At 53.0% G+C, this 5,000-nt stretch carries 2 tRNA genes and 2 rRNA genes (1 of these 4 running past the window's edge); all 4 read left to right on the forward strand.

The window, feature by feature from the left end:
• The first annotated feature begins 726 nt into the window (after positions 1-726).
• Positions 727-2,212, forward strand: a 16S ribosomal RNA gene (locus KBY93_RS15745).
• A 197-nt stretch (positions 2,213-2,409) separates the two neighbouring features.
• A tRNA-Ile gene (locus tag KBY93_RS15750) sits at positions 2,410-2,483 on the forward strand.
• 9 nt (positions 2,484-2,492) lie between these two features.
• Positions 2,493-2,565, forward strand: a tRNA-Ala gene (locus KBY93_RS15755).
• Positions 2,566-3,063: 498 nt separating this feature from the next.
• Positions 3,064-5,000, forward strand: a 23S ribosomal RNA gene (locus KBY93_RS15760) (it continues 952 nt past the right edge of the window).
• Together the 16S and 23S rRNA genes with 2 tRNA genes alongside form the textbook arrangement of a ribosomal RNA operon.

Consider the following 5,000-nt stretch of genomic DNA (forward strand, 5'->3'; position numbering starts at 1 on the left):
CTGTGGTATGTTTTTGGACTGCGCGTGAGCCGAAAGGCAAGCGCTGCAGGGCTTGCAACTGAAGTGAGGGCGAGAGCCCGCCGCCGGTGTTGTAAGTTTCCAAAGCGGTCGGGAGACCACCGCGAGCCGCCGGAAGCCGAGAGGCAGAAGGAGGCGCACCTGGACAACTAAAAAGTTTAGGAACTGACGCTTTTGCTGCGTCGGTATCCGAAGTGAGTGGAAGAGCAGTGAGCTCCTGGAAGGGAGGCACGGCTTTAGAAGCGAGCAGAGGAGTCTGACGAGATAGCAGCAGAGGTGTGAGGTCCCGTCAAAAGAAAAAAGCATCAGGATTTTGCCTGAATGTTGATGAGTTTACTTTCACGGGTGGATTTATCAATGATAGTTCAGACAAGAGACGATGCGACCGGATCTGAGTGATTTGGAAAGTCGTTGCACGAGCAACTGAAAGAAGTTGTGACGGCCGTATGGATGAGTGATCGAGACTCGATTGTCAGGGGAGACTCTGGTGAGGAATGAGCGCGAAAGGTTGTCTGTGAAGGCAGTTGTGATTGATTTTAGGGAAGCGTGTGATGCACTCTCGAACCCTTCTGGCTAGAAGGAGGCCTTAACTAATCATTGATGATAAGTCAGTGAATTGGGTAACGGCGACATCATTTGCGATGAAGACCAGTTTAATTTTAGCGAAAGCAAGGATTAAGTTGATTGGAATTTAAAGGAATGATGAATACAACGGAGAGTTTGATCCTGGCTCAGGATGAACGCTGGCGGCGTGCTTAACACATGCAAGTCGAACGAGCCTTCGGGCTAGTGGCGGACGGGTGAGTAACGCGTGGGAATCTGCCCTCAGGAGGGGGATAACGGCCGGAAACGGCCGCTAATACCCCATATGCCGAGAGGTGAAACGAATTTCGCCTGGGGATGAGCCCGCGTCTGATTAGCTAGTTGGTGAGGTAATGGCTCACCAAGGCTTCGATCAGTAGCTGGTCTGAGAGGATGATCAGCCACACTGGGACTGAGACACGGCCCAGACTCCTACGGGAGGCAGCAGTGGGGAATTTTCCGCAATGGGCGCAAGCCTGACGGAGCAACGCCGCGTGAGGGACGAAGGCCTCTGGGCTGTAAACCTCTTTTCTCAAGGAAGAAGACATGACGGTACTTGAGGAATAAGCCACGGCTAATTCCGTGCCAGCAGCCGCGGTAATACGGGAGTGGCAAGCGTTATCCGGAATTATTGGGCGTAAAGCGTCCGCAGGCGGCCTTGAAAGTCTGTTGTTAAAGCGTGGAGCTCAACTCCATTTAAGCAATGGAAACTACAAGGCTAGAGTGTGGTAGGGGCAGAGGGAATTCCCGGTGTAGCGGTGAAATGCGTAGATATCGGGAAGAACACCAGTGGCGAAGGCGCTCTGCTGGGCCATAACTGACGCTCATGGACGAAAGCCAGGGGAGCGAAAGGGATTAGATACCCCTGTAGTCCTGGCCGTAAACGATGAACACTAGGTGTCGGGAGAATTAACCCTTCCGGTGTCGTAGCCAACGCGTTAAGTGTTCCGCCTGGGGAGTACGCACGCAAGTGTGAAACTCAAAGGAATTGACGGGGGCCCGCACAAGCGGTGGAGTATGTGGTTTAATTCGATGCAACGCGAAGAACCTTACCAGGGTTTGACATCCTGCGAATCCCTTGGAAACGAGGGAGTGCCTTCGGGAACGCAGTGACAGGTGGTGCATGGCTGTCGTCAGCTCGTGTCGTGAGATGTTGGGTTAAGTCCCGCAACGAGCGCAACCCACGTCTTTAGTTGCCAGCATTCAGTTGGGCACTCTAGAGAGACCGCCGGTGATAAACCGGAGGAAGGTGTGGATGACGTCAAGTCATCATGCCCCTTACATCCTGGGCTACACACGTACTACAATGCTACGGACAAAGGGCAGCAAACTCGCGAGAGCTAGCAAATCCCATAAACCGTGGCTCAGTTCAGATCGTAGGCTGCAACTCGCCTACGTGAAGGAGGAATCGCTAGTAATCGCAGGTCAGCATACTGCGGTGAATACGTTCCCGGGCCTTGTACACACCGCCCGTCACACCATGGAAGTTGGCCATGCCCGAAGTCGTTACTCCAACCCGCAAGGGAGGAGGACGCCGAAGGTGGGGCTGATGACTGGGGTGAAGTCGTAACAAGGTAGCCGTACCGGAAGGTGCGGCTGGATCACCTCCTAACAGGGAGACAATAACTGATTGTGATGTCTGGCTAAATTATTGCTAGGCCATAATCCTGTCATCTCGATGGTTAATCGGTACCTCAACCGACAGAAGCGAAGCCAAAAGTAATTCCAGCAATGGAGAAATTGATGAGCTGTCGTGGATGTCTTTTCAGTTCCTAAACTTTGTCTAGGTCACCCCGCAAGGGTATCCCTGGGCCATTAGCTCAGGTGGTTAGAGCGCACCCCTGATAAGGGTGAGGTCCCTGGTTCAAGTCCAGGATGGCCCATTCGTGTTTGGGGGTTTAGCTCAGTTGGTAGAGCGCCTGCTTTGCAAGCAGGATGTCAGCGGTTCGAGTCCGCTAACCTCCACTGACCAACCCATCCGGATCGCGAAAACAACGGGAGACAGCTTCTGGTGGTGATTTTAGATATTTGTACTGAGATAAGGACTCTAGCTTCCTTTCATCTCATGGTCAGCCTAAATCCATAAAACAGATTAAGGTTTAAGCCATGATTGAAAAGACGCTGGACTCCAGCAGGATCAACTGAAAGGTTGATCTTTGTTCTGTTCAGTAGAACCTTGACAACTGCATAGGTAAGTCTGTAAATAAAGCATCTCATGGATGCTTCAACAGCAGCAAAGAATTCTAGTGGCCTTGGCCACTGGGATGAAGGCTTGATGTTGGAGCGATTCTAGAGTAGGAGCCGAGACTCCACATTGCTCCTGGTTCTTGCCGAAAGAATCGGGTTTGATCCTGTTTTCATAGACAGTAGCCGGTGAACTGGAGAAATCCAGAAAGTCAGCTGCAGTGAGTGAAAGCAAGAGAATCTGCGTACAACCGCAGTAAGGGAATGTGGAGATAAATTGGTCAAGCTACAAAGGGCTCACGGTGGATACCTTGGCACACAGAGGCGATGAAGGACGTAGTTACCTGCGATAAGTCTCGGGGAGCTGGAAACACGCTTTGATCCGGGAATTTCCGAATGGGGCAACCCCTAGAACGGCCAGCTGAATCCATAGGCTGGCACGAGCCAACCCAGCGAACTGAAACATCTTAGTAGCTGGAGGAAAGGAAAGTAAAAACGACTCCCTAAGTAGCGGCGAGCGAACGGGGAAGAGCCTAAACCGATGGTTTCGACCATCGGGGTTGTGGGACAGCAACGTGGACCAGTGACCGTTAGTGGAAGCGTTTGAAAGGCGCGCCATAGAGGGTGAAAGCCCCGTACGCGAAAACGAATCTGGCCTAGCTGTATCCCGAGTAGTACGGAGCACGTGAAATTCCGTATGAATCTGCGAGGACCACCTCGTAAGGCTAAGTACTCCTGTGTGACCGATAGCGCAACAGTACCGCGAGGGAAAGGTGAAAAGAACCCCGGGAGGGGAGTGAAATAGAACATGAAACCGTGAGCTTACAAGCAATGGGAGCCCGACTGATCGGGTGACCGTGTGCCTGTTGAAGAATGAGCCGGCGACTTATAGGCACTGGCAGGTTAAACCGGGAATGGTGGAGCCATAGCGAAAGCGAGTCTGAATAGGGCGATCGTCAGTGTTTATAGACCCGAACCCGGGTGATCTAACCATGGCCAGGATGAAGCTTGGGTGATACCAAGTGGAGGTCCGAACCGACTGATGTTGAAAAATCAGCGGATGAGCTGTGGTTAGGGGTGAAATGCCAATCGAACCCGGAGCTAGCTGGTTCTCCCCGAAATACGTTGAGGCGTAGCGTCTAGTGCTATAGCAGGGGGGTAAAGCCACCGTTTCGGTGCGGGCTGCGAGAGCGGTACCAAATCGAGACGAACTCTGAATACCCTGTGTGAAACTAGGCAGTCAGACTGTGGGGGATAAGCTCCATGGTCGAAAGGGAAACAGCCCAGACCGCCAGCTAAGGTCCCCAAATCAATGCTGAGTGATAAAGGAGGTGGGATTACCCAGACAACCAGGAGGTTTGCCTAGAAGCAGCCATCCTCAAAGGAGTGCGTAATAGCTCACTGGTCGAGTGATCCTGCGCCGAAAATGAACGGGGCTAAGCATTGTACCGAAGCTGCGGATTTAATTGTTCTTAGGAACATTCAAATGGTAGGGGAGCGTTCCATGTGGGGCGAAGCGTTAGCGTAAGCGGGCGTGGACTGCATGGAAGTGAGAATGTCGGCTTGAGTAGCGAAAACATGGGTGAGAATCCCATGCCCCGAAACCCTAAGGGTTCCTCCGGCAGGCTCGTCCGCGGAGGGTTAGTCAGGACCTAAGGCGAGGCCGAAAGGCGTAGTCGATGGACAACAGGTCAACATTCCTGTACCTGTCATGTTTTGGGAAGGGGGACGGAGAAGGCTAGCCCAGCCAGATGTTGGTTACTGGTTCAAGCGTTCGAGGCGTTGAGGGGTGGTGAAAACATCCTGAGCTGAGGCGTGAGTACGAGCTGCTACGGCAGCGAAGTGGGTGATGTCAAGCTTCCAAGAAAAGCCCTATACCCGTTAAGGCATGACGGCCTGTACCCGAAACCGACACAGGTGGGGTGGTAGAGAATACCGAGGGGCGCGAGATAACTCTCTCTAAGGAACTCGGCAAAATGGCCCCGTAACTTCGGGAGAAGGGGTGCCACCGCAAGGTGGTCGCAGTGAAGAGGCCCAGGCGACTGTTTACCAAAAACACAGGTCTCCGCTAAGTCGCAAGACGATGTATGGGGGCTGACGCCTGCCCAGTGCCGGAAGGTTAAGGAAGCTGGTCAGCGCAAGCGAAGCTGGCGACTGAAGCCCCGGTGAACGGCGGCCGTAACTATAACGGTCCTAAGGTAGCGAAATTCCTTGTC

The organism is Synechococcus sp. J7-Johnson (assembly GCF_024345795.1).
GTDB lineage: Bacteria > Cyanobacteriota > Cyanobacteriia > PCC-6307 > Cyanobiaceae > Regnicoccus_A.